The organism is Psychrobium sp. MM17-31, assembly GCF_022347785.1.
Taxonomy (GTDB): Bacteria; Pseudomonadota; Gammaproteobacteria; order Enterobacterales; family Psychrobiaceae; genus Psychrobium.
On sequence record NZ_JAKRGA010000002.1, the window covers coordinates 684216 to 709677 of the forward strand.

Annotated in this window: 26 protein-coding genes and 1 pseudogene; 10 read left to right on the forward strand and 17 right to left on the reverse strand. The window is 43.9% G+C overall.

Annotated elements, in window-relative coordinates; all coding sequences use genetic code 11:
* The first annotated feature begins 91 nt into the window (after nt 1-91).
* Nucleotides 92-544, forward strand: a pseudogene (locus tag MHM98_RS07555) (Lrp/AsnC family transcriptional regulator).
* A gap of 22 nt (nt 545-566) precedes the next feature.
* Here the strand turns inward: MHM98_RS07555 and yaaA are convergent.
* Complete coding sequence (gene yaaA, locus MHM98_RS07560; RefSeq protein WP_239438653.1) at nt 567-1343, reverse strand: peroxide stress protein YaaA; 777 nt, start codon at nt 1341-1343, stop codon at nt 567-569.
* A gap of 267 nt (nt 1344-1610) precedes the next feature.
* Between yaaA and tal the strand changes: the two genes are divergently transcribed.
* The 3 genes from tal (at nt 1611) to ung (ending at nt 3634) form a co-directional block, all read left to right on the forward strand.
* Entirely contained in the window at nt 1611-2564 is a 954-nt protein-coding gene (gene tal / locus MHM98_RS07565; RefSeq protein ID WP_239438654.1) for a transaldolase, read from the forward strand.
* Between the two features lie 112 nt (nt 2565-2676).
* Nucleotides 2677-2865: a DUF3545 family protein gene (locus tag MHM98_RS07570; protein ID WP_239438655.1), complete on the forward strand. Its 189-nt coding sequence runs from the start codon at nt 2677-2679 to the stop codon at nt 2863-2865.
* A gap of 67 nt (nt 2866-2932) precedes the next feature.
* Nucleotides 2933-3634, forward strand: coding sequence for a uracil-DNA glycosylase (gene ung, locus MHM98_RS07575; RefSeq protein WP_239438656.1), 702 nt, complete (start codon nt 2933-2935; stop codon nt 3632-3634).
* A 60-nt stretch (nt 3635-3694) separates the two neighbouring features.
* Here the strand turns inward: ung and MHM98_RS07580 are convergent, their stop codons facing one another.
* On the reverse strand, nt 3695-3925 hold the full coding sequence (locus tag MHM98_RS07580; protein WP_239438657.1) for a hypothetical protein: 231 nt from the start codon (nt 3923-3925) through the stop codon (nt 3695-3697).
* Here MHM98_RS07580 and MHM98_RS07585 point away from each other — a divergent pair.
* Entirely contained in the window at nt 3897-5018 is a 1122-nt protein-coding gene (locus MHM98_RS07585; protein ID WP_239438658.1) for a hypothetical protein, read from the forward strand. The genes MHM98_RS07580 and MHM98_RS07585 overlap by 29 nt on opposite strands.
* Before the next feature lie 241 nt (nt 5019-5259).
* On the opposite strand, the gene rplI is transcribed toward MHM98_RS07585, so the two are convergent.
* From rplI to rnr, 7 genes are all read right to left on the reverse strand, one after another.
* Nucleotides 5260-5709 carry a 50S ribosomal protein L9 gene (rplI, locus tag MHM98_RS07590; RefSeq protein ID WP_239438659.1) on the reverse strand — a complete coding sequence of 150 codons (450 nt, stop codon included), beginning with the start codon at nt 5707-5709 and terminating at the stop codon, nt 5260-5262.
* A 30-nt stretch (nt 5710-5739) separates the two neighbouring features.
* Nucleotides 5740-5967, reverse strand: coding sequence for a 30S ribosomal protein S18 (gene rpsR / locus MHM98_RS07595; protein WP_239438660.1), 228 nt, complete (start codon nt 5965-5967; stop codon nt 5740-5742).
* 11 nt (nt 5968-5978) lie between these two features.
* Nucleotides 5979-6287 (reverse strand): primosomal replication protein N, encoded by a 309-nt coding sequence (gene priB, locus MHM98_RS07600; protein ID WP_239438661.1) that lies wholly within the window; start codon nt 6285-6287, stop codon nt 5979-5981.
* Between the two features lie 11 nt (nt 6288-6298).
* Nucleotides 6299-6694 carry a 30S ribosomal protein S6 gene (gene rpsF / locus MHM98_RS07605; RefSeq protein ID WP_239438662.1) on the reverse strand — a complete coding sequence of 132 codons (396 nt, stop codon included), beginning with the start codon at nt 6692-6694 and terminating at the stop codon, nt 6299-6301.
* A gap of 178 nt (nt 6695-6872) precedes the next feature.
* The gene (locus MHM98_RS07610; protein WP_239438663.1) at nt 6873-7316 is read right to left on the reverse strand and encodes a CopD family protein; all 444 of its coding nucleotides are present in this window, start codon (nt 7314-7316) and stop codon (nt 6873-6875) included.
* Nucleotides 7317-7437: 121 nt separating this feature from the next.
* The gene (gene rlmB / locus MHM98_RS07615; protein WP_239438664.1) at nt 7438-8178 is read right to left on the reverse strand and encodes a 23S rRNA (guanosine(2251)-2'-O)-methyltransferase RlmB; all 741 of its coding nucleotides are present in this window, start codon (nt 8176-8178) and stop codon (nt 7438-7440) included.
* Nucleotides 8179-8192: 14 nt separating this feature from the next.
* Nucleotides 8193-10643 (reverse strand): ribonuclease R, encoded by a 2451-nt coding sequence (gene rnr / locus MHM98_RS07620; RefSeq protein WP_239438665.1) that lies wholly within the window; start codon nt 10641-10643, stop codon nt 8193-8195.
* A 258-nt stretch (nt 10644-10901) separates the two neighbouring features.
* On the opposite strand from rnr, the gene MHM98_RS07625 reads away from it, so the two are divergent.
* Both MHM98_RS07625 and MHM98_RS07630 read left to right on the forward strand, forming a co-directional pair.
* Nucleotides 10902-13019 (forward strand): LruC domain-containing protein, encoded by a 2118-nt coding sequence (locus MHM98_RS07625; protein ID WP_239438666.1) that lies wholly within the window; start codon nt 10902-10904, stop codon nt 13017-13019.
* 51 nt (nt 13020-13070) lie between these two features.
* Entirely contained in the window at nt 13071-13616 is a 546-nt protein-coding gene (locus tag MHM98_RS07630) for a hypothetical protein (protein ID WP_239438667.1), read from the forward strand.
* A 5-nt stretch (nt 13617-13621) separates the two neighbouring features.
* On the opposite strand, the gene MHM98_RS07635 is transcribed toward MHM98_RS07630, so the two are convergent.
* The 3 genes from MHM98_RS07635 to MHM98_RS07645 form a co-directional block, all read right to left on the reverse strand.
* Complete coding sequence (locus tag MHM98_RS07635) at nt 13622-14167, reverse strand: prepilin-type N-terminal cleavage/methylation domain-containing protein (protein WP_239438668.1); 546 nt, start codon at nt 14165-14167, stop codon at nt 13622-13624.
* Between the two features lie 70 nt (nt 14168-14237).
* Nucleotides 14238-14555 carry a hypothetical protein gene (locus MHM98_RS07640; protein ID WP_239438669.1) on the reverse strand — a complete coding sequence of 106 codons (318 nt, stop codon included), beginning with the start codon at nt 14553-14555 and terminating at the stop codon, nt 14238-14240.
* A 13-nt stretch (nt 14556-14568) separates the two neighbouring features.
* Complete coding sequence (locus MHM98_RS07645; protein WP_239438670.1) at nt 14569-15210, reverse strand: tetratricopeptide repeat protein; 642 nt, start codon at nt 15208-15210, stop codon at nt 14569-14571.
* Nucleotides 15211-15819: 609 nt separating this feature from the next.
* On the opposite strand from MHM98_RS07645, the gene rluA reads away from it, so the two are divergent.
* The gene (rluA, locus tag MHM98_RS07650; RefSeq protein WP_239438671.1) at nt 15820-16473 is read left to right on the forward strand and encodes a bifunctional tRNA pseudouridine(32) synthase/23S rRNA pseudouridine(746) synthase RluA; all 654 of its coding nucleotides are present in this window, start codon (nt 15820-15822) and stop codon (nt 16471-16473) included.
* Between the two features lie 62 nt (nt 16474-16535).
* A complete protein-coding gene (locus MHM98_RS07655; RefSeq protein ID WP_239438672.1) occupies nt 16536-17489 on the forward strand; it encodes a DUF3530 family protein in 954 nt (317 codons plus the stop codon).
* Here the strand turns inward: MHM98_RS07655 and MHM98_RS07660 are convergent.
* From MHM98_RS07660 to MHM98_RS07680, 5 genes are all read right to left on the reverse strand, one after another.
* The gene (locus MHM98_RS07660) at nt 17472-18986 is read right to left on the reverse strand and encodes an ATP-binding protein (protein ID WP_239438673.1); all 1515 of its coding nucleotides are present in this window, start codon (nt 18984-18986) and stop codon (nt 17472-17474) included. The genes MHM98_RS07655 and MHM98_RS07660 overlap by 18 nt on opposite strands.
* A gap of 136 nt (nt 18987-19122) precedes the next feature.
* Complete coding sequence (gene phoU / locus MHM98_RS07665) at nt 19123-19827, reverse strand: phosphate signaling complex protein PhoU (protein ID WP_239438674.1); 705 nt, start codon at nt 19825-19827, stop codon at nt 19123-19125.
* Nucleotides 19828-19839: 12 nt separating this feature from the next.
* Complete coding sequence (pstB, locus tag MHM98_RS07670; protein WP_239438675.1) at nt 19840-20661, reverse strand: phosphate ABC transporter ATP-binding protein PstB; 822 nt, start codon at nt 20659-20661, stop codon at nt 19840-19842.
* Between the two features lie 33 nt (nt 20662-20694).
* Nucleotides 20695-22353: a phosphate ABC transporter permease PstA gene (gene pstA / locus MHM98_RS07675; RefSeq protein ID WP_239438913.1), complete on the reverse strand. Its 1659-nt coding sequence runs from the start codon at nt 22351-22353 to the stop codon at nt 20695-20697.
* A gap of 20 nt (nt 22354-22373) precedes the next feature.
* Nucleotides 22374-24617, reverse strand: a complete 2244-nt coding sequence (locus tag MHM98_RS07680; protein ID WP_239438676.1) for an ABC transporter permease subunit — start codon at nt 24615-24617, stop codon at nt 22374-22376.
* 184 nt (nt 24618-24801) lie between these two features.
* Between MHM98_RS07680 and MHM98_RS07685 the strand changes: the two genes are divergently transcribed.
* The gene (locus tag MHM98_RS07685; protein ID WP_239438677.1) at nt 24802-25314 is read left to right on the forward strand and encodes an ACT domain-containing protein; all 513 of its coding nucleotides are present in this window, start codon (nt 24802-24804) and stop codon (nt 25312-25314) included.
* Nucleotides 25315-25462: the final 148 nt, after the last annotated feature.

Sequence of the window (25462 nt, forward strand, 5' to 3'; positions counted from 1 at the left end):
TCTCTATAAGTGAAACTCCTAAACAATGTTATGAGAGATATGGTTAAATTATCTTGCTTATTCAGCGCTAAAACTGTTAATTTTGCAATCTATGGATAAATTAGATCGAATAAACGAAAGAATATTGCACGAGCTATCTCAAGACGGCCGTGTTAGTAATGCTGAGTTGGCCAATCGGGTTGGCTTGTCGCCGTCAGCGTGTTTACGCCGTGTGCAGGAATTAGAAAACTCAGGCCGCATTGCCGGATATCGCGCGGTATTAAACAAAGAAAAGTTGGGTATTGGCTGTGTTGCCTATGTGATGGTGGGACTGTCTGATCATACAAAAGATTCACAACTTGCTTTCGAAGCCGCAATGGAAATCACGCCTCAAGTTACTGAGTGTCACAATATCACGGGAGCTTTTTAATATTTGATTCGCGTAGAAACGAAAGATCTTAACGCTTATAAGAACTTTCACACTGAGGTGTTGGGAACCCTAGCTCAAGTTACGTCCATTACAACTTATGTTGTGATGGACTCCACGAAAGATCAGCGCTCTTAACGAGCGCCAATTCTCTTGAAGATTAGTCTTCTAATTTACGAGTAAAGACCATTTCTTTCGCGCTAGAAAGCTCAGCATTGTACTGATACCCTTCGTAATCAAAACTTTCAAGCTCTTGTGGTGATGAAACGCGCTTATCAATCATATAACGTACCATTAGACCACGTGCTTTCTTTGCATAGAAACTAATGATTTTATACTGACCGTTTTTATAGTCTTTAAATACTGGCGTAATAATTTGTGCATTCACATTCTTTGCTTTTACCGCCTTAAAGTACTCGGTAGAGGCTAAGTTTACTAAAACCTCACTCTTGGCTTCTTTAAGCGCATCATTAAGGGTATTTGTGATCAAACTTTCCCAAAAATCATAGAGGTTTTTACCGCGAGAGTTATCGAGTTTAGTGCCCATTTCTAAACGGTAAGCCTGCATTAAATCTAGCGGGCGCAATAAACCATATAATCCCGATAAAATACGCAAATGAGTTTGCGCAAACTCAAGATCATCATTCGATAACGTATCGGCATCTAATCCAACATACACATCGCCTTTAAACGAATGTACCGCGTGTTTAGCATTATCAGTATTAAACGGCGTAGCCCACTCGCCAAAACGCGCGGCATTTAAACCCGCTAGTTTGTCGCTAAGTTTCATTAAACTAGCAATGTCGCTAGCTGACAATTCTTTACAACGCTTAATAAGTACTTCAGCTTCATTAAGCAGTGCACATTCCGTACTCGGAAAATCTTTGGCAGGTGTTTCAAAATCGAGTTTCTTGGCAGGTGAAATAACCGCTAGCATATGGGGTACCTAAATTAAGAATAATGCAGCTATTGTACTGCCAAACTAGTGCAATTCAACCATGCATAACTTATGGATAAATGTGAGCTAAATAACGAATTCATGACACAAGTGTCAAATTCGTTAGTTCTTGTAATTAAATTACACATATTGCCTTTGGTTCTCCCAAATTACGTGTTATATGTAATTACAACAAAATTTAACCCGCCCTACAGTATGTATTTATACTCATCAGAGCGTTTGCCTTATTAGGAATATGGAACAGTAATGAACAAACTTGAACAACTTAAAGCAATGACTTCTGTCGTTGCTGATACTGGCGATTTCGAAGCCATCAAACTATACAACCCAGAAGATGCAACAACCAACCCATCACTTATCTTAAAAGCAGCTCAATTGCCGCAATACCAAGCGTTAGTTACTGAAGCTATCGCGTACGGTAAAGAAAATGGCGAATCACAGGCGCAGCAACTCTCAAGCGCAAGTGATTACTTGGCAGTAGCCATTGGTCGTGAAATTCTAAATACCATCCCGGGCCGTATTTCGACAGAAGTTGACGCGCGCTTATCTTTTGATAAGGAAGCTTCTGTTGCGAAAGCTAAACAGCTTGTAGCTATGTACGAAAAAGCTGGCGTCGATAAGAGCAAGATCTTAATCAAACTTGCTTCTACTTGGGAGGGCATTAGCGCAGCAAAAGAGCTAGAGCAAGAAGGCATCAACTGTAACCTAACCTTACTATTTAGCTTTGCACAAGCCAAAGCCTGTGCCGAAGCAAACGTATTTCTAATTTCACCGTTTGTTGGTCGCATTCTAGATTGGTACAAGGCTAACACTGACAAGAAAGAGTATGAAAGCCACGAAGATCCAGGTGTTATTTCAGTGACTGAAATCTACAAGTACTACAAAACTTACGGATACGACACTGTGGTAATGGGCGCGAGCTTCCGTAATACTGGCGAAATACTAGAGCTGGCTGGTTGTGATAAGTTAACGATTAGCCCTAATTTGCTTGAAGAGCTAGAGCAAGCGGAAGGTGAAGTAGTAGTTAAGTTGCAAGACAACTTCGAAAAACAAACACCGCCAGCGCCATTAACTGAAGCACAATTTAGATGGGAAATGAATCAAGATGCTATGGCAACCAATAAGTTGTCTGAAGGCATTCGCAATTTCGCTATCGATCAAAACAAGCTAGAAGATATGCTACTAGCGCAATGGAGTTAATATTTAGGTTCTAGTTATTGAACTAACTCACGAAAAAAGTTTCATTTATTTATTGACTCCTTCTCTGTAACAAGGTAAACATTAACCAATCCAACAGCAGAAGGAGACAACCATGGACAGGTTAGAATTCGCAGCAAACTACGATGCAGTACCAGCAAAACGCGGTCGCCCGAAAGGCAGCAAGAAGAAAAAATGGCGTGAAATTGAAGCCATTCAAGACAGGCAACGTCTAGCAAAAGAGCTAAGTGATATGGACCTCGGTCACGAGTATAATATCGACGACTTAGATCTCGATTTTTAAAGTGAATTAATTCAAAATAAAAAGCGTCTCACAAGACGCTTTTTTTATGCCTATAGGAATGACTCACTTGTACCCGATCCCCTCAACTATTCATCAAAGCTGGCACGCTTTCTTTGAAAGCGAATTCTCAAAACCATACATGACGAAATTGTTCGATTTTCTGACCGAGCAAGAACAACAAGGCGTCGTTATTTATCCGCCGAGAAACTTGTGGTTTAGAGTGTTTGAAATGCCATTAGATGAGATTAAAGCCATAGTGATTGGCCAGGATCCTTACATTAACGAAGGACAAGCGATGGGCTTGTCTTTTAGCGTTCCTGTGGGTGAGAAAATCCCGCCAAGCTTGCGAAATATTTATGCCGAGCTTGCTAGTGATCTTGGTTTCGAATCGCCTACACATGGCGATCTCAGTCGATGGTTCGACCAAGAAGGTATTTTTCTACTCAATGCCTCACTGACGGTAGAATCAGGCAAGGCAGGCAGCCATTTGAAAAGAGGATGGCAACAATTCACCAATGCAGTGCTCAATTACATTAACGAGCATACTAGTCACTGTGTATTTATCGCGTGGGGTGCTTTTGCCCACAAATGCTGCGCGCAAATCGATCTTAGCAGACATCAGGTTACAAAAACGTCTCATCCAAGCCCGTTAGGCGCTTACAAAACGATGAAAGACGCCCCAGCATTTCTTGGTTCTCGATGTTTTAGCACGGTAAATGATTATCTAACAACACATAACATTGCGACCATTAACTGGGAAATCAAATAGTTACATCGGTTAATTACGCCATTACAAACCGCTTACGAAGGCTTACTCAACTACTAAGTTTTACTGGCATGATATTAACTCATCAGCAGTAACAGCGAGTAAGCCTATGAAAAAATCCACCATTGCATTAGCCATTTCTTTAGTATGCGTGTCGACCCTAACCCTCTCTTGTCTTACTGGGTGCGGTTCTTCTTCAAAATCTTCAACAGTAACGCCAACACCGGCACCTAGTCCGTCACCAAGTCCAACACCAACGTCTTCTTTGTCTGAAGCAACATTAGCGCTAGGCATTAAGCCTGTACCAGATAACCTCGCCACAACATACACAGCGGCACTCAAGTTTAATCGTTACACTAGCGTTGTAGCGCCAAACGGCAAAGAAATCGGCATAGTTGCTCAAGACGGGCTGACCGATAACCAAATTGTTCGTGCACGTTCGATCCTCGGGTTTTACCTAACAGATGTTCCCGGTACTAAATACGGCGCTAATAAAGCTCAGGTTGCCAACAAAATGGCAGACAATGGCAGCAAACTTCTTTTATTAAATGGTGTTGATGATGGAACAAATAAAGGCGCCGAGCTTGACGGCCAGCCGCTCTATTACGGCGAGTTACAAGTCGAAGGTGGCGACTGGTACATCAAACAAAATTATGAACATCGCGACGCTTCTTATGAAGAGATCCTGCACTTTGTGCATGACTACGGTATTGGCGTCGACCAAAACCCCAGCTTCATTGGTGCTCTTCCCCAATACCAAGCTGAAATTAGAGCTGCCGAAGTCGATGCATCAGCAAAGAAATTATGGGGAATAGGCCAAGATTCGTGGATTAAAGAACTCACCGCTGAGAACAGTTTAACGCAAGAGTACCTTGCGGCAGTTATCGACTCATATTACGGTTTGTGGGGTGCATGGCAAGCAGAAACACCAGCACAGCAAGGCAATGGTATGTGGGGCCTATATGTCGGTAAAGACCGTGCAGATACCGCTAAAGATGATCCTTTGGGAACCGCTGTAGTGGAGCAATTCTTCTCTCCAGTTATTACCTACAATGCGCGTATAGAAGAATCATTTACGGGAGTATTCTCTCTCGCTTTTGATCAGGCTCTACCTTACACACATCATTCACAGTACCTCAAAGATGTCACATTAACAGGGAGCAATGAAAGTGGTGTTCGCGTTAACCAATACGACAACGACATTACAGGAAATGATAGTGAGAATACGGTAGTGTTTAGTGGTAGCTCATCCGAGTACAGCATAAGCTTTAAAGATAATGTTGTAACGGTAAAAGACCTCCAAGACAACAGAGACGGCACTAACTCTCTAAAGAGCATCGAAAAACTGAAATTTAGCGACGGGGTTATTGAGGCTCCAAGTTCCTAGATATATGACCCCATATCTGTGCGAGTTCAGAGTCTGCAAGAGCATAAAGCCTGATGACGGTTCATCCATGAACGTATCGGCTCCTTGCCATCATAATGCGTTAGCATGAGCGATCGCTTTCGGAACACTGCTCTCGCCGTCCATGGCTTCGCAGTATACGGTTCATCCATGAACGTAAAAAGCCGTGTGATATTGCTATCACACGGCTTTTTATTAAAGTGCTTTCTAAGCGGTTAACTGATTACTCAGCAACAACTTCGATAACAACTTTCGCATCAACTTCAGCGTGAAGGTGAATAACGATTTCGAACTCACCAGTGTGGCGTAAAGCGCCTTCTGGAAGACGAACTTCGCTCTTCGCGATTTCAGCACCAGCAGCAGTCACAGCATCAGCGATGTCGCGAGTACCGATAGAACCGAATAGCTTACCTTCGTCACCAGCTGCAGAAGTGATAACAACGTTACCTAACGCGTTAACAGCTTCGCCGCGAGTTTGAGCAGTTGCTAATTTAGCAGCTAGACCAGCTTCTAATTCAGCACGACGCTCTTCAAATTTTGCTACATTTTCTTTGCTAGCAAATACCGCTTTCTTTTGCGGAAGTAGGTAGTTACGTGCGAAACCAGACTTAACTGATACTGTGTCACCTAACTCACCAAGCTTAGCAATTTTATCTAGTAAAATAACTTGCATTACCTTTCTCCTAAAATTTCAATAACCGGCTTACTGATGTAAGTCTGTGTATGGAAGTAAAGCTAGGTAACGAGCGCGCTTGATTGCAACAGCAAGCTGACGCTGGTATTTAGCGCGAGTACCAGTAATACGACTTGGTACAATTTTACCACTTTCAGTGATGTAGTTTTTCAAAGTAGCGATATCTTTGTAGTCAATTTGTGCTACACCTTCAGCGGTGAAGCGACAGAACTTACGACGTCTAAAAAAACGTGCCATGGAGATTTCTCCTAATTCATCAATTCAATCGAATGAGCATGTAATACTATTTTGGGCTGACCATTTCGGCCTTGATGCCAGACAAGATACCCTCTTGCCTTAATATTACTGCCCTTAACCAACTTATTGCTGGTAATTTGATTTTCTTTTCCGCTAATCACAACAGTCATTCGGCAATAAATTCCCCGAGGGAAACCAGCTTCAACTTGTTGCGAACGGTGGTCCATCACGATATAGGTGTGAGGAATACCCGCGGGGCTGACTTTCTTGCGAGGACTAGTACACAAGGTACCTGTCAACACGGTTGAGTTTTCAGCCAACAAGATTCAAATTACTCGGCAGCAGGTTGCTCTGCAGTTGCTTCATCGCTAGCCGGAGCTTCACGACGTTTAGTTTCACGACGCTCTTCTTTTGCTTTAGCAATGTCAGAAGCTTCAGTGATAGCACCTTTAGTACGTAGAACTAAGCTACGGATAACTGCGTCGTTGTAACGGAAAGTGCTTTCTAGCTCATCCATTACTTCTTGACCAGCTTCAACGTTCATAAGAACGTAGTGTGCTTTGTGTAGTTTTTCGATTGGGTATGCTAATTGACGACGGCCCCAATCTTCTAGACGGTGAATCTCACCACCAGAATCTTTGATAGAAGCAGTGTAACGCTCAATCATTGCAGGTACTTGTTCACTCTGATCAGGGTGAACCATAAATACGATTTCGTAATGACGCATTTATATTTCCTTACGGTTTAGTAGCCCGTACTTGGCTCGGCTAGACCAGTATGAGGGCAAGAAAATATGGATAGCCGAATTTGGACGCGAATTATAGATTAATTGACCAGTCAGAGCAATGACTAAACCACAATTAACCACATAATAAACAAAGCTGTGACCGAAGCTGCAAGTTTAGTTACGACAACCAGCCTGTTTTCATCGATACACCGACAAAAACAAACAAAACCGAGGTAATAGTGACCGGAATAATATGCCATGCCAGCGCAATAATATTGTCAGCAGATAATTTGGGGATAATACGCAGCCTTGCATCGACAGCTAACATCGCTGTGAGTAGCAATAAGCCGAGTTTGAGACTGATTATCTTAGCCACTGGATTGCTCCAATCTAACCACTGACTGTGATCGGGTAACAGAGAAAACGCCATATAAAAACCCGTGGTGACTTGAATAACAAGCGCTGGAATACCTATTTTTTCATAACCTTGTTCAAAGGTTCTTAAATACTCAACATCCTTGGTTTTTAGCGCGCGTGGCAAAATGGTTGTTGCTAACACTAAGTGGCCGCCAGTCCAAATTGTTGCAGCTAGAATGTGTAGAAGTAGCGCAAGTGAATACATGATTGTTCTCCAAGCATAGGTCTACTGAAGACAATAATAGATGCACGGAGAAACAATATTGATCGCAAACAAAAAAGGTTCGCAATGAGCGAACCTTTTAAAGCCAGTGCTGCAAAATCTATTACAAACCGCGCTGACGCACCACTTCGAATAAACAAATACCCGTAGTTACCGAGACGTTAAGGCTTGAAACACTGCCCGCCATCGGCAATGACACCAAGCTATCACAATGTTCGCGTGTTAGGCGGCGCATGCCGCTACCTTCGGCGCCCATCACAACGGCAATAGGACCGGTTAACTTAGTATCGAATAACGGCTGACTCGCCTCGCCTGCTGTACCGTAAATCCAGATACCACGCGCTTGAATGTCACGCATGGTGCGAGCAAGGTTGGTCACTTGAATTAGCGGCATAGTTTCAGCAGCACCACAGGCAACTTTGCGTACCACAGGTGTTAGTGATGCAGCATTGTCTTTAGGCACGATAACCGCGTGTACACCAGCAGCATCGGCGCTACGAATACAAGCACCGAGATTATGCGGATCGGTTACGCCATCGAGGATCAATAAAAACGGCTGTTCGTTCGCTTCAATAATGGCATCTAGGTCAGCTTCTGTTTTTACGCGAGCAGCGCGAGCATTAGCCATAATGCCTTGGTGAGACTCACCACGAGCGCGATCTTCAAGTGCCTTTTTACCGACAAAAGAGACACTCACGCCATACTGACGCGCCAAACCAATTACGCGGTTCATACGCTCATCATCGCGACCTTTTAAGGCGAAGATTTCTAAAATGCGCTCAGGTTCGTTGTTTAATACGGCTTCGATACTGTGAAGGCCGAACAATAAATCGTGTTTACTCATTGGTGGATCGTACTCTATTTCTTTTTCGCTTTAGCGCGGGCATTTTTACCAGCGCGAGAAGTTGTTTTCTTGGTTGCAGCTTTTTTGCCAGCGCTTTTCTTCGCTGGCTTAGCAGCGGACTTTTTAGCCCCCGTCGATTTAGTGGCTTTTTTAGCAGTGCTCTTCGACTCAGCTTTTTTACCGCTGCTGCGTTTATTAACCGCAGACGACTTAGCTGGGCCACCAGCTTTGCTAGCACCACGTGTTTTACGACGTTGCTTTAGCTTAAAATCGGCAACGACTAAATCGATTTTCTTTTCATCAAGGTTAACCGACGCCACTTTCACAGCAATGCGATCTCCCATGTGATAAGTGGTATTTGAATGCTCTGCTACCAAACGCGCTTTCACTTGATCAAAGTGGTAATAATCCTCAGGCAAGGCGCTAATGTGTAGCAAACCTTCGATATTAATATCGTCAAGACGCACAAAACAGCCAAAGCTGGTTACTGTGCTGATAGTGCCTTCAAAGCTATCGCCAATGTGCTCTAGCATGTATTCACACTTGAGCCAGTCGTTCACATCACGCGTTGCATCATCGGCGCGGCGCTCAGTCATTGAGCAGTGTTCACCCAAGCCAGACATCTCGTCATCGTCGTAAACATAGGCGCCAATCTGCTGGCCATGAGCCTTAGTCAGCTGCTTGTTTTTCACCAAGATTGATTTGATGGTGCGATGCAAAATCAAATCAGGGTAACGACGAATTGGTGAGGTAAAATGACTGTAGTTAGTCAACGCCAAACCAAAATGACCATCGTTATCTGGTGCGTAAACCGCCTGTCTCATCGAGCGCAGCAACATGATTTGAATTAGCTCGCTGTCTGGACGATCTTTAACACTATCAAGCAGTGCTGCATAATCTTTTGGCTGTGGTTTGTTACCACCGCCTAATTCTAACCCGAGCTCACCGAGGAAAGCGCGGAAGTTCATCAACTTTTCGTCACCTGGTGTGTCGTGAACACGGAATAATGCATTGCCTTGATGCTTTTCAACAAACTTTGCAGAAGCAACATTGGCTAAGATCATGCATTCTTCAATCATCTTATGCGCGTCGTTACGCACTAAGGGCACGATAGATTCGATCTTGCGATTGTCATCGAAAATAAACTGAGTTTCACTGCTTTCAAAGGCAATGGCTCCACGCTCTAATCGACGAGCATTTAACGCACTATACAGGCGGTGTAACTCTTCTAACTCTGGCACGCGCTCTTTGTACTCCTCCCGTAGCGCTTCATCGCCATCGAGAATGGCAGCAACCTTAGTGTAGGTAAAACGGGCATGTGAATTCATTACCGCTGGATAGAATTTGTGACCAGACAGGTTACCCGCTTCACTTATCGTCATTTCACACACCATACATAGGCGATCAACGTGCGGATTAAGTGAACACAAACCGTTTGATAACACTTCCGGCAGCATTGGAATTACATTACCCGGGAAATACACTGAGTTACCACGATCAAAGGCTTCGTTATCTAAGGCGCTATTTTTGGCAACATAGCTACTCACATCGGCAATAGCGACCCATAAACGCCAACCACCACTTTTTTTGCGCTCACAGTAAACTGCGTCATCGAAATCACGAGCGTCTTCGCCATCGATGGTGACTAGTGGTAAATCGCGTAAATCGACGCGGTTGAGCTTAGCTTCTTCGGGTACTTCTTCTGATAAGCCAGCAATTTCATCGAGCACGGCTTGTGAAAATTCATGTGGAAGATCGTGATTACGCAGCGCAATTTCGATTTCCATCCCTGGATCCATTTCATCACCCATGATTTGGGTAACAACGCCTAGTGGGCTTTGGTGACGCGTTGGTCGCTTAGTAATACTCACTAACACAACTTGGCCATTGCGAGCGCCGTTAATCTGATCATTTGGAATAATGATATCTTGGGCAATGCGCGCTTCATCAGGCACGACAAAGCAAATATCACCATCGACAAAGAATCGGCCAACGTATTCCGTTTTACCAAACTCAACCACGCGCACAATACGCGCATCGCGCTTGCCACGGCCAAAGCTACTGTGCTGGGCTAGCACGGTATCGCCGTGAAATACGGTATGCATTTGCTTTTGATCGACAAATAAGTCTTTACCGCCATCATCTGGGCGGAAAAAACCAAAACCATCGCGGTGACCAATGATCTTGCCACGCAATAAATCCATGCGCTCAGGCAGGCCGTAGCTGCCATTGCGAATATAAACAGCTTGTCCATCGCGCTCCATTGCGCGCAAACGACGGCGCAATCCTTCTAATGAATCTTCATCAGTAATATTAAAAGCTTCGGCGATTTGTTCTCGTTTGAGGGGAGCGTCAGAATTCTTGAGTAGTTCTAGGATAAGTTCGCGGCTGGCGATAGGGTTTTCGTATTTTTGTTGTTCCCGTTCAAAATGTGGATCTTGATCGGCAGTAAAGTTTTTTGTCATTCAGTTTCGTCATTATTTTAAAATTCGGCGGCAGTATAACAGATATAACGACAACTGCCTAAAAATGAAACGACGTTTCACATAAATTTCATAACAGACTCCTAAATATTTTCATTTCGCATTTTCAAAATGCAAAACAGATTTAATCACCAATCAACAAAATAACGTAAACAATTGAATGTTAACACTTATTTTTATTGGCACGACGACTGCTATTACTAAGCATCATTTCAACTTTTCGATGAGGAATGGCAGCCCATGTTAAATTCAAATAAGAAATTCGCGATTAGTACCCTAACCCTGTGCGTAGCAATAGGTGCTCAATGCTACGCTAAAGCCAACGCGCAGCCATTCACCGAATGTCCGACAGAGGCCTTTCTAATTCAAGATAAAATTGCCAATCTATACGGCGTCAAGCTAGCAACAGGATTCTATGAAAAACTCTCTCCTAACGACTGGGGTCAACAGAAAATGAATGCGCTGGCATTTAATTTTCACGATCAATATCTCTATGCTTACAACTACTATTACAACTCAGTAGTGCGTATCGACTCAAACTACCAAGTAACACCGATGACCATGACAGGTATGCCAAATAGAGGTTTTTACATCGGTGATATTTCACTAGAAGAGAATACCTATTATCTCTATCGCCCCGGCTCAAATTACGGCCTTTACCGTATGTCACTCGATGCGGCTGATAGTAATTACATGCAGTTAGAGCGCGTTGTTAATGGTTCAACATTAAACCTCGCCATTTACGACATGGCATTTCATCCAACGAATGGCAGTGCCTACGCCGTCGATCGCTGGGGTAACTTATGGCAGATCGATGTTGAAAATGGTACTAGCGAAAAACTGAGTAATGTTGGCCAATCTGGTACCTTTGGCGCGGTTTATTTCGATGTCACAGGCAATCTCTATATCAGCCGCAATAACGATGGCAAAATCTTTCGCATCAATACCAATTGGGATTATCCAGTTGCAGAGTTTTTCGCCCAAGGTCCAGCGTCGAGCAACAATGATGGTGCACGTTGTGCCCTAGCACCTATTGTCTCTGTTGAAGCATCTACAACAGACTTTGGCCGTGCGCCGGATTATTACGGCACCAGTATTAACAACAATGGCGCACGCCATGAGATTGAAGCGGGTGAATTATATTTAGGCGACACAGTGCTAGCTGAGCCAAACGCCTATGCTAGCAATGGCACCGATATCGATGACAACGACGGTGTTGCTTTTGTCACTGGCATCGAAGCTGGTAAAACGGCCATTGTTAGTGTCGACGCATCATCATCTGGCTTGCTCAGCGCATGGATCGATTTTGACAAAAATGGCGCCTTTGATGACGATGAGCAAATCTTTACTGATCTAGCCGTTAATGCAGGCACTAACAACCTTGCCTATGACGTTCCAACATGGAGTGTTGCTGGCTCAAGTTGGGCGAGATTTAGAATCAGCTCGCAAACGGGACTATCACCAATCGGCGGCGCAGCTGATGGCGAGGTGGAAGATTATGCCATTAATATCGCTGAGCAAAATGTTATTGCAACGCACTACCCGTCTGAAAACGGTTGGGCAACTTTGGCTTTTGAAGATAACTGGCCACTAATGGGCGACTACGACATGAACGACGTAGTAGTGCAATACAATCTGGCATCTTATGCCGTCGATAACAATCTCATGCGCGTCAAAATATCAGGCAAAGTGATGGCAACAGGTGCGTCATATCACAACGGTTTCGCCTTCAGACTGCCAGGCTTATTACGCAGTGAAGTCGACACAAGCCGTTTGAGCTACAAAATCAATGGTGTAGCCCAACAGACATCGCCGCTAGAAGAGGGTCGCAATGAAGCTATTTTCATTATTGCCGATGATCTTGCCAACTATGTTACCGCTGGAGAAAACTGCAAATACTACCGCACTGAACCCGGTTGTGGATCGAATATTCAAATGACCTTCGAGTTAGAAGTTCCGATGCAAGCCAATAAAGATAAAGCAGAGGTTGCGGCTTTCCCTTACGATCCCTTTATCTTCGCTGCGCAAGGCTTTCAACGTAGTTACATCTTTGGTGAAGCCCCAAACAGACGTTTTGAAGTTCATTTGAAAAACCAAGCCCCAACAGAAGCCTTCCAAGCGAACTTCTTCGGCCGTGGCGATGATGCATCGGATGCAGACAATCAACAATACTTCATCAATGCCAATGGCATGCCGTGGGCGATAAATGTGCCATATGAATGGGAACACCCTATTGAATACATGGACATTAAGTTCGCCTACCCAGACTTCCATGGATTTGTAAGTAGTTCAGGTCAGTCGAATCTAGATTGGTATAAAGCAGAAAAAGCCACCACCAAAAACGTATTCAAAGAATAACGAACTGAATTTCCCATCGAAAACAGCCAATAGAGGGACGAGGAGAACAGCATGAAGATCAAAACATTAAGCCTAATTTCAATGACTAGTTTCGCATTAATAGCCTGCGGTGGAGGTGGAGGCGGTGGCAGTGACAGTAGCCAAGCAACGCCAGCGCCTGCGAGCACAACACCGACGCCTACGCCGACCTCTACCCCAGCGCCAACGCCGACTCCGACGCCAACAGCAGTGCCAGCGCCCGTCGCAGATCCCAATGCGACATACGAAACAACAGCTGAGCTCATTGCTAATCGCGACTTTAATTTAAACCAAGAGTATCAGCTAACGGTAAACTACAAAGCACGAGAAGCACGCAACGTTTATTTGTCATTGTGTAGTGACTTTACGCAAACGCAAGAGAGTATCGAGGTTGATTACAACAGCTGCCTCATGCGCACAGCGACAAATAGCGACTATTCAGGCGTTGTGAATGTCGCCGCCGAAAACCAACAACTGGTGATGGCGATTTGGTATCTCGATGACATTAACAACCCAAGATTCGTGGTATGGGAAAATGATTCACAGCAAATTGGCGATAAGACCTTTGTTGTTAACTAATAACGTTAACAGTCGGTATTGATATTAAATACAGGATCCTCACCAACAGCCGTTGGTAAAATGTATTCCACGTAACAACGGCTGATTTGATTAATAACCCGTGGATCGGTAATGGTGTTTAAACCTGTTGGTGCAGTACGGCTGCGCTTTGCACTTTGCCCACCAACTACACCGGGTTCATAGGTGAAGTCCCAGTCTTGTGGTATCTCTACGTCGAGGATTGCCTCAAAGTCTGCAACAGCTCTAGCAGGTACAGGATCATAAGCAAAGTAGCCATAGCGTGTGCGAATCAATGTGCCGTTGTAATCTAAATCGGTATAGGTCGTAGCATTAGCAATATTTGAAATCTGCGCTTTTGCATGAATCATTTGAGCGCTTGAGCGAAAGGTTCCCGCTAAGCCGTTAAGCGTCGCAACACGCGCTTCTTTAGAAACATCAATAAACCTGGGCGCTGCGGTAATGGCTAATATCCCGAGAATAATAATCACCACGATAAGCTCAATTAAGGTAAAGCCGCTTTGTAACTGAGAAGTTCTTGAGTTTCTACGCATAGTCCTAACTACAAATGATCCTTTATACAACCCACTCATTTAAGCAGTAGACCATCGTAAATTCAATTAACTATGGGTTTTTAATCACTTCAAACAAGCCAAATAAGATCAAGGTAAGTATATAACCAATGACCCGCCACAGCTTCGGCGTCATAATGGTTTCTGTTGTCTGCGAAAAGCGCGGCGAATATTTAATATTGAAGGCCTTGGGATAAGCAATCATCAAAATACCACTAGCACATATTATCAACGCAAACGCAACGCGCCCGCCGCCATTGGCCAAGATGTCAGTTAAGTTTTCCAACATTTGATGATAGTAATCGATATATCCAGCAAATATCGCGATAAGAAAAAGAAGTAGCGCGAAAGCAACGCGTTTATGAGTCACTACTGAAAATTACCTATTTTAACAATGGGCGCTGTGCCCTGCGCACCACTCGTTCTGGCATTAAACGGGCAAGCTTGGCTAGCAACTGCTCAGCTTCGAGTCGTTTTTCATCATCGGCTATTATGGAGTTATAAAGCCAGTGGTAAGCGTTTTCATAATCACGCGGACTCCCTTGTTCATCTGCGAGAATTTCAACTAAGCGAAATTGCGCCTTGAGATTTCCTAAACTGGCAGCTTCGGTGAGATAACGCAGAGCGCGTTTGAGATCTTTTTGGAAAAATTTACCGATGTGATAGTAACGGCCTAATTGCTCAATCGCCTCTACAAGTCCCTGATGCGCCGCCTGCTCCATCATATAAACACCATAGTTAGCATCGCGCGGCACACAAACGCCGTAGGCCAACATATCACCATAGAGAAATTGATAACTTGGTAGTTTTACGATTTCGGCACGAGCTTTAATATCCTCCACCAGCTGACAGTCATCTTTGCGCACTTGCTGCAAGTGGGTATTTTTAGCAATCATCGCCAACAGCTCACGCTGCGTATAAAGTTGAATCACCCCTTCTTCTTCCGCTGCCAGCACAGACTTTACTGGTAATAAGCTAGCCATGGCTGCACCACCAATTAACAAAGATATTAGTAACTTTTTCATCATCAACTCTCATCACTCCCTATGTCCGGCTATTTCATCACAAATGTTGGCCGAAAACATATTATTTATTTTGTAAATCACTTATCCATCGTGCAATGTCTATGTATAAAATAACTTAAGAATTCAACAGCGCGAATTCTCCCCGTTTTTTATCGCCTTAAATGATAAATTGACCAATAAAAAAATCAGGGAAGATTTTTTAGTATTTGCCGCAGGGATGCGGATCAAATACGTTATTGAATAGGCAATTTGTTATTTAAGATAAAGCGATAAAACATCGGGTCGCCTTTCTTTTGGATACTTTTCTTAGTAAGTCTCGTCCTGAGACTGATCGCTTCGCGACCAGCTAACGCAGTCCTAAAATGTTCCAGACATTCTAGTGACGACGCACAAATTTGTTTGGAACAAATTTGAATAGTCGTCAGACTACCCGCAGGGTGAAATACACGGACGTATTTCATATAAGAAAAGTATCTGGTGTGCTATCTCCTATAGTCGATAATTACACCATATCTTGACAAGCACACCACACATTCTCGATCTAAATTATTTCAGCTTGCCATTTAAGGATATACAATAGCGCCCTTTATTACCCAACAGGATAATCTCGTGGCTTTTGTTTACAACCCACCGACCACACCGTGGCTTGATATTGTTTATCGCGATAACGACATTGCCGTAGTCAACAAACCTAGCGGATTACTATCGGTGCCCGGTCGAGAAATTATCCATCGCGATAGTGTTACACTGCGGCTAATGAGCGTATTACCTACGGCGCTAATCGTCCATCGCCTCGACATGGATACCTCAGGTATTATGCTGTTTGCACTCAACAAAGCTGCACAAAGCGGTATTTCCCGTCAGTTTCAACAGCGTACCACTCAAAAAACATACTTGGCCAAAGTCCTTGGCCACCCATCTGAGCAATCAGGCTCGGTAGATTTACCACTCATTTGCGATTGGCCGAATCGTCCCCTGCAAATGGTTGATTTTGAGGTAGGCAAACCATCTCTAACCCATTATCGCGTGCTTGAGCAACAAACTGAGTCGAGTTTGGTTGAACTAACACCTGTTACCGGACGCTCGCATCAATTACGTGTGCATATGCAACAACTAGGCCATCCAATTTTAGGTGATAGATTCTATGGCAAACCTGTGGCACACCCAATGGCACCAAGGCTTTGTTTACACGCTCAATCGCTAAGCATCAATCATCCGATAACCAATGAACCAATGACATTTACCGCACCTTGCCCATTTTAATGGCACAGCCTTTGCCTTATGCTGGATTAAACGTATATGTACTAAATACCAAAGGATTAACTATGTGGCGTAATATGACGAGTAACATCAAAACAACTTGCTTATTGCTCATAGCGTCGATGACGCTAATTCCCTGTTATGCCACCGTTAGCACACCTGCCGCAGCAACTGCGAAAGAAACACCTAAACCTGCGATGTTGTCGCCACAAGAGCAACTAGCGACAATGTTACCTAGCGATGAAGTCACTTGGCTCACTACTGAAAGCGGCAAGTTTTTGGCACTAAAACGCGATTATCTTGCCGCTAAACATCGCGGCGTCGCCATTTTCGTCAGCGATTTATCTGCGCCAATTAATTACAGTCTCGATATCGAGCCATTGCGAACTAGCATCACCCAATACGGTTATTCTTCAATCACTATCAACGCCCCTAGTCTCGACTTATTTGCCCCCTCGACACCAAAAAATGAAGCGAATGAAGGCGTAGCTAACAGTGCAGAAAGTAAAACCTCTGAAGAGACTGCTTCTGATACTATGATTGAGGCGACAGGATTGGTTGAAGCAACAGAGCTAAACGCAACGCCGTACGTACAAGAGCTTGTTGAACGCATCAATAGCGCACATAAATTAGGCGCTATGAGTAGCAAAGAAGTTATTTTGGTTATTCAAGGTCGTCAGGTTGCTTATCTCACCAATGCACTGATTCAACAACACTTGCGCCCATTACGCGCCGTTGTGGTCATCGATGCCAACGTGGCAATGAACGAAAATCAAGCGACTATGTATCCAGCGACGATGAAACAGTTATCGCAGCAGCTAGTTCAGCTGAAAATGCCGCTATTTGATATTTACCACTTGTGGGATACACAAATTGAAGAGCAGATGAAGCTTCGCAAGCAATTGAGCATCAAAGCTAAACAGAGTCGCTATCGTCAGCACCTAAAACCGACGTATAGCGAAGAGCAAACCTTGTCGAAAGTGATATACGGCTGGTTAAAATCACTCGGAATTAGCTGACAAGCTAACGGCTAAAGTAAAAGTTGAACCTCGATCTGGTTCACTACTGACGCTAATACTACCTTGTAGATCCTGCTCGGCTATTTCTTTACAAATCGATAGCCCTAATCCTGAACCTCCTTGACCTAGCTTAGTGGTGAAATAGGGCTCGAAGATTTTAGCTTGCTGCTCAGGTGACATGCCAAGGCCATTGTCAGATACCTCAATATATAACTGTGTTTCTTCAGTCCATGCAGTAATACTAATAGTTCCACCACCTCTATTCTCAAATGCGTGAATTAGCGCGTTATTAATTAAATTAGTTAGCACTTGAGCTAATGCGCCTGCGTAACAAGTGACTTCAATATCGCGAGCAATATTGGCTACTATTTCATGTTGATACTGTTTGATTGTCGGTTTATTCGTTAACAAAATATCATTGACATAATCGGCGAGATTAATGGTCAGTTGTTCCTGATTACACTGATTAACCGCGATGTGTTTAAAGCTGGTAATTAATTTGCTGGCACGTGAGTTATTAGACAAGCACATGCTAATGGTACTTTGAGAGTCGTCGAGGTAGCCCTTCAGCTGTGATTGTTTAAGGGTATTTGTCGTCATCGCTTTAATAATACTCTCTGTACTGAGCAAGTGATGATCAAGTGCGAGATTTATATTGCCTAAAGGAGTAGCCACTTCATGAGTCGTCGCGGCAACCATAGCACCTAATTCCGCCATTTTTTGCGATTCTTTATACTGGTGCAATAACTCATCATTCTTAAGTTTTTCGATTTGATGGCGACTTTGCAACATTATCAAATAACTACCACCAAATAGAGCAGTCAGTAATAGTCCGGCCCCGAGAATAGTCATGCTGCGAAAAATTGAATCTGCCGATGCTAAGCTACGCTCCATCGGCAGAGTAACTTCGAGCACACCGCGTAATTGACCAACTTTCCAATCTGTTTTGGGAGACTGAGGGTGCGTATTGTGACAATCTACGCATTCTAGGCGCATCGAATCGGCCATCGCGAGTCGGATATGTGGGACACCATTCAGCTGAGTGATTTCTGTAACAATTTCATTGTCACTAATCGACAGCTCATTCCAAGCCTTATGGGCAAACTTATCTGTTAGCCCACCATCTCTTTTTCGCCACGGAAACGGATAAGGGCTGTATAGCTTAATGCTAACGTCTTTATGGTTGTTATTTACTGACTCCCCTAACAACATAGTTAAAGTGGCTGGCAATGGAATAGCTTGGTGATGTTTGTTGTAGTCGTGACTAATTTCAATGGATGAATTTGCTAAACGAGATACGACTTGCGAGGTGTATAGACTGCGAAACTCGGTGAGAACTTCGGCATAACGTTGGGCGCTTTCGATAGCATTGCCTTCAATAAGCTTTTTATGAAGGTGATTGAAATATACAGAAATGACAATGAATGCGGCAAGAAGAAGCACGAATAATGCGAAGAACGGCTTTTTTTCTTTAATCCATCCTAATTTCGCTAGCACATTCATACTTAGTTAAGCCTCACACCACAAATTGCGATGCTACTAAGCGTAGTCAAGGATCGATAAAAAAGCATTGTTGAGCGCTTGATTTATAACCAAACGCTCAAATGAAGGAACTGTTTATTTAAAATAAGAACTAGCGAAGCTGCGCAATCTCTTCATCGTCAAGGTGACGAATGTCTTTACCCTTGATGAAGTAAATGACATATTCAGTGATGTTCTGCGCGCGATCGCCAACACGCTCTAGCGCACGGGCAGCCCACATAACTTCCATGATTGATGGGATCGCACGAGGATCTTCCATCATGTAAGTCATTAACTCACGCATTAGACTTTCATATTGCGCATCAATCAGGTTGTCGGTACGGTGAATTTCAAATGCTGTGTCAACATCCATACGCGCGAAACAATCGAGTACATCGTGCAACATAGTGACGCATTGACGGCCTAGATTTTCTAAGCTCACCAATAAACCACCTTGGTTGGCTGCTTTTTTCTCTAACGCAACGTTGGCAAGCATTTTCGCGCTATCACCAATGCGCTCTAAGTCAGTTACCGTCTTAGAAATAGCGAAGATAAGGCGTAAATCACCCGCCGCTGGTTGGCGCTTAGCGATAATACGCGTACATTCTTCGTCGATGGTTACTTCATAAGTGTTAACCTTGCGATCGTTATTTAGCACTTCTTCCGCAAGACTCACATCCATTGAGCTGATGGCAGTAATAGCATCAGTAAGTTGCTTTTCAACCAAGCCGCCCATTAACAGCACGTGATTACGAATACTCTCTAATTCGCTGTTAAACTGGCCAGAAATATGGCGTTTTAAATTAACGTTATCCATTGTCATATCCTATTAACCGTAACGACCGGTAATGTAATCTTCAGTTTGTTTCTTCGATGGTGTGGTAAACAGCGTATTCGTATCGCTGTATTCAATCAACTCACCCATGTACATAAACGCTGTGTTATCAGAAACACGTGCCGCTTGTTGCATGTTATGAGTTACAATAACTACCGTGAATTTCTTCTTAAGTTCGGTGATCAATTCTTCGATAACTAGTGTCGAGATAGGATCAAGTGCCGACGTTGGCTCATCAAGCAGTAATACTTCTGGCTCAATCGCAATTGCGCGAGCAATAACTAAACGTTGTTGCTGACCACCCGATAAACCTAATGCGTTATCGTGCAGACGATCTTTCACTTCATCCCACAATGCAGCGCCACGTAGTGAATCTTCAACAGCTTTGTCTAATACACGGCGATCTTTCACGCCTTGTAAGCGCAAGCCATAAACCACGTTCTCGTAAATTGATTTAGGGAACGGGTTTGGACGTTGGAATACCATGCCAACGCGGCGACGCAAGGTAGCAACATCGACATTGCGATCAAAGATGTTTTGCTGCTCTAACTTGATTTCACCGGTGATATTACAGTTATCAATCAAATCATTCATGCGATTCATACAGCGTAATAAGGTTGATTTACCACAACCAGATGGGCCGATAAACGCCGTTACCTGACCTTTTGGAATACGCATAGAAACATTTTTCAGCGCTTGTTTTTCACCGTAAAACAAATCAAGGTTTTCAATCGAAAAAGCAGTTTGCTCGTCGGTTAAGTTTGCTAAATCCAACACTTGGTTTTGCGTTGCATCTGTTGGTTCAAGATTAATCATTTAATTCTATCCTGCCTAAAATTTGCTTATTCACTAGTGTTCTAATGAACGGTATTTTTCACGTAACAAGTTTCGAATGCGAATAGCCGCCATATTCAAACCAACAATTACGGTTACTAATAATAATGATGAAGCAAATACCAATGGGCGTGCCGCTTCAACGTTCGGGCTTTGGAAGCCCACATCGTAGATATGGAAACCTAGATGCATGAATTTTCTATCTAAGTGGAAGAATGGGAAGTTACCATCAACAGGTAACGTCGGCGCCATCTTCACTACACCAACCAGCATTAGTGGTGCCACCTCACCTGCCGCACGAGCAACAGCGAGAATAAGGCCCGTCATAATCGCCGGACTGGCCATTGGAATAATAACTTTCCATAAAGTTTCCGCCTTAGTCGCACCCAGTGCCAAACTGCCCTGGCGCAATGAAATCGGAATACGCGATAAACCTTCTTCGGTTGATACGATAACCACTGGCAGGGTTAAAATAGCTAGCGTTAGTGCCGACCACATTACACCTGGACTACCAAATACTGGCGCTGGTGCCGCTTCTGGGTAGAACAGCTCATCGATGCTGCCACCTAAAATGTAAACGAAGAAGCCTAAACCAAATACGCCATATACCACCGAAGGTACGCCTGCAAGATTGATCACCGCAACGCGAATGAACTTAGTTACCACGTTTTTCTTCGCATATTCGTGGAGGTAAATAGCTGCAACTACGCCAAATGGCGTCACGATAACAGCCATTAACAATACCATGAAAATGGTACCGAAGATTGCTGGGAAAACACCACCCTCAGTATTTGCTTCACGTGGGTCGTCCATTACGAAGCTACCGATATTCATTAGCCAATGACCAAACTTCGAGAACACGCTCATTTGGTTTGGCAAAGTGAAACCAAGTAGGTAGCTTAAGTTAATGTCAACAAGCTCACCGCGCATATCTTTAACAGTAACAAAGTCACGAGTCATCTCGCCGCGTAGCTTAAATAACTCAGTTTCGTGAACAAGGTATTCATCGTTAAGCGCTTTGCGCTGCGCATCTAAATCAGCTAAACGATCTGGCGTTAGTGCATTGTCGATCTCATAACGGCGCTGTTGTAGACGAATCTTTTCTAGCTTGTAGTTGATACTGTTGATCTTGCTTGATTGCAACTCATCAGCTTGCTCTTGTAGCATTTCAACACGCTCTAGTGCAGTGTCTAGTGTTGCCACTAGCTCTTCCATACTACCCGTGTGCTTTTTGCCCTCAAGGGTAATGCTGCTAATAGTACCGTAGAAATTACCGTTTTTATTACGCTCAAATACCGCTAAGTTTGGCAGTGCTTGTTGCTTAGTAATAGTCGGTGTTAACAACCAACGGAAATCGAGCTCAACAAACTCACGGTTACCGGTTTTAACCAACTTAGACTCAACTTCGTCAATATCAGCTGGAATGTTATGACCGTTTTCACGTAGACGTTGAGCAGGAATGGTGTCGGTTTCATAAACCTCACCAATGACCGTTTCTACCTGACCTTGTGGATTAACCACGTCAAATTGATAAATAGTGCTTGGCCAGAAATAAACTAGGCCGCGCCATGCGATTAAAATCAACAAGCCAACAACAGCAATTAAGCTAACACTTACCGCACCTGAGGTAAGCCAGATCATTGGCGAGCCGCTTTTTCTCCAAGAATTCATCACGTTATTAGTTCCAATAGTCATTACAGCGAACCATATCTATCGCGCAGACGCTGACGAACCAGCTCCGCAACTGTGTTAAAGAAGAAAGTGAAAACAAACAATACAAAGGCCGCTAAGAACAGCACGCGATAATGCGTTGAACCAACTTCAGATTCTGGCATTTCAACCGCGATGTTTGCAGACAAGGTACGCATACCTTCGAAGATGTTCCAATCCATGATTGGCGTATTACCTGTTGCCATTAATACGATCATGGTTTCACCAACGGCGCGGCCAAGTCCCATCATCACTGCCGAGAAAATGCCCGGTGATGCAGTCAGTAACACTACACCAACCAGTGTTTGCCAGCGCGTAGCACCTAGTGCTAATGAGCCGTTACTTAAGTGCTGTGGCACACTGAAGATTGCATCTTCAGTAATCGAGAAGATAGTAGGAATAACCGCAAAGCCCATTGCGATACCAACGATTAATGCGTTACGTTGGTCAAAATCGATACCTAGCTCATTGCTGATGAACATACGTGCGTCGCCGCCCATAAATTGCGCTTCAATCATTGGGCTTAGGCTGTAACAAATCATCGAGGCGATAATGATCACTGGGATAAGCATCAGCGTCGAATATTCTTCGTTTAAGCGGTTACGCCATTTCTTCGGTAGCTTGTGATGAATGTAAGCGAACAATACGATAGTCGCAGGGATCACAAAGATAATTAAGAAAACAAAGGGTAAGTAAGCTTCTACGATTGGCGCTAACCATAAGCCCGCTAAGAAACCTAGGATTACCGTTGGTAGCGCTTCCATGGTTTCAACCGTTGGCTTAACGATTTTACGCAAGCTTGGCGGCATGAAGTACGCGGTGTAGATTGCACCAGCAATCGCTAATGGCACCGCAAATAACATGGCGTAAAGCGCCGCTTTAATAGTACCGAATGAAATTGGAACTAACGAAAGCTTTGGCTCAAAGTCGTCACTAGCTGAGGTTGATTGCCATACATAATCCGGCTCAGGGTAACCTTCATACCAAACTTCTTGCCACAACGCGCTCCAAGTTACTTCTGGGTGCTCGTTTTCCAAGTTGTAGAAATCGATGCTGTCTTTAGTCGTTACGATAAGCGCGTTGTTACGTGGCGAGAATTGCAATGCGCTTGCTGGGCTAACTAACTTCTCATCCAATAAGTCTGCTTCACTGGTTGAGTGGAATAAACGCACATCGCCTTTATCGTTTAATACCGCGAAGGTCTTTCTATAAGGTTCTGCTTTGATCTTTACAGCGCTGCCTTCGACAGTGAAATCACGTACACGCGTCAAACGACGACCGCGATCAGATTTAGTCTCAAACCATTGCGTAATAATGCCATTGTCATTACCAACTAGAATTGAGCTACCACCAGACATTAAGCTAATGTCGGTAACCTTCGCACCTGGCTCGTTGATTTCAACCACTTGACGCGGCGCATCGAAGTTGCCGCCCATCAAGTCGTAAATGTAAAGCTGATTACCACTTAATACGAACAGTAAACGTTGATCAGGAGTGATTTGTAACTTGTTAATTGACGTCGGAATGCCCTGCAACTGATTAACATCGCTAACCCACTCAATCTCTTCCGTCATAAAGTTTTCTTCAGCAACTAGGCTAGCGATAACTAAGCGGTGATCTTTGGTCAGTGCAACTGCAGTAACTTGTTCTTCATCACGCTGGAAAGCAAGCTGAGTTAACGCTTGCGCTTGCGGGTCAATGCTTAAGCTCTCTTCACCTAATGGGTATCTAACCGTTGGTGAAATCTGACGACCTTTATCGGTGAAAGACAAATTAAAGCTCGGTTGAGAAACAAGTAGACTACCGTCACTTAAACCAAAAGCGACGTCGCTATTCACCGATGCATAACTGCTAATTGCTTGCTCTTGTGTCAATGGCAAGGCCACAGTGCTTTTGGCAGGGCTGGTTTCTACCAATGGGTAGAATGTTAGCTGACCTTTATCGTCGTAGTAATAAGCGATTTCGTTGAGCTCATCACTGCCAGTCGCCACCACCTTGGTGTTAGCTTCTATCTTTTGCTGTTGCTCAATTTCAATACTTGCATCGCGAAACACTGGCTCAACGACGTAAAGTAAGTAACCAAATATCATTAACAGTGTCATAAGCACCATCAAGCCGCCCATCGTTATGCTGTAACGAGCAAACTTGTCTTTAAAAGCGCGTAACGGATCACTCGCTCCTAAATCGCTGCGTGACTGACGCGTTAATGTGTCTGCAGACTGTGACATTAAGTAAATTTCCTAATTCCCAAAAAACTGGCGTAATTTTACTTTGTCAATATGACACTAATATTACACCGTCTTTTTTCGTCACCATTTCTTCGTGAGTTTTCCGTAATACTTGGTTTTACTGGACAAAGCGGACTATCAGGTTTATTAATGAACTAAGCCCGTTAGAGAATTAAGGATTATTATGAAAAATGTTGTCATCACTTTTGTCGGAAAAGATAAAGCCGGACTTGTCGATCAATTAGCGCAGGTTGTTATTGACCACCAAGGCAACTGGTTAGGCAGCTCAATGAGCCATTTAGCGGGTCAGTTTGCCGGGATCGTGCAAGTGGAATTACCTGAATTAGAGCTGGCTAAATTTAGTCTTGAGCTAGGTCAGCTTGACGATCTCAGTACCACAATTCAAGAAGGTCACCCAACCAGTGGTGACATCGAGCCACAAGACTTACTCAATATTTCGATTGTCGGCAACGATCGCAAAGGGATCGTCCAAGAAGTAACTAAAGCACTGCACAGCGTCGATGCCAATATCGAGCAATTAGGCAGTCAGCTAGAAAGTGCGCCAAACACGGGCCAGCTGTTATTTAGAGCCAATGTAACCGCCCTGCTGCCAGAGCATTCATCCATTGAAGAACTTACCGACGCCATCGAAAATCTCGGCGACGATATCATGGTTGATGTCGAGTACGGTTGTTAACATCGCGTCTTCCCCCCTTCGGTGCGCTAACCATTTAGCGCACCAACGAATCCAGTCATCCTAATTCCAAGCCATTTGGAAAAGAATTTGTAACACCTCACCTCTATTTTTTACCGTCTACTATTGTTAAGGTGACAAATCGTCACAT